Source organism: Pseudomonas sp. PME37.24/006, from assembly GCF_055556635.1.
In genome coordinates this window covers 1-271 of record NZ_JBVHNL010000098.1, presented here as the reverse complement: position 1 = coordinate 271, position 271 = coordinate 1, and the positions used below count along the sequence as shown (strand labels likewise).

1 protein-coding gene is annotated in these 271 nt (G+C 72.7%); it reads left to right on the top strand.

Annotated features, from left to right (window positions below):
• Positions 1-271 (top strand): wax ester/triacylglycerol synthase domain-containing protein (locus ACZ3GY_RS23995; protein ID WP_465912240.1); only part of this gene is annotated, 271 nt, incomplete at both ends.

Below are 271 nucleotides of genomic sequence, written 5' to 3'. Positions count from 1 at the left end.
GACATCCTGCCGCCGCCCTGGGCCGTGCCGCCGCAAGGCCGGCGCGAACCGGCGAGCCTGCTGACGGCGCCGGTGACGGGTGCCGTGAAGCTCGCGAGCCGCTTCGGCGGTGCCTTCGAGAGCCTGCCGGCAATCGCGCGGGAACTGCGCCGCTCCTGGCGCGAGCACCGCAGTGAGAACCCGGACTTCATCGCCGGCAACGCCGCACCGCCGTCGATCCTGAACCAGCCGATCAGCGCCTCGCGCCGTTTCCTCGCGCACAGCTTCGACA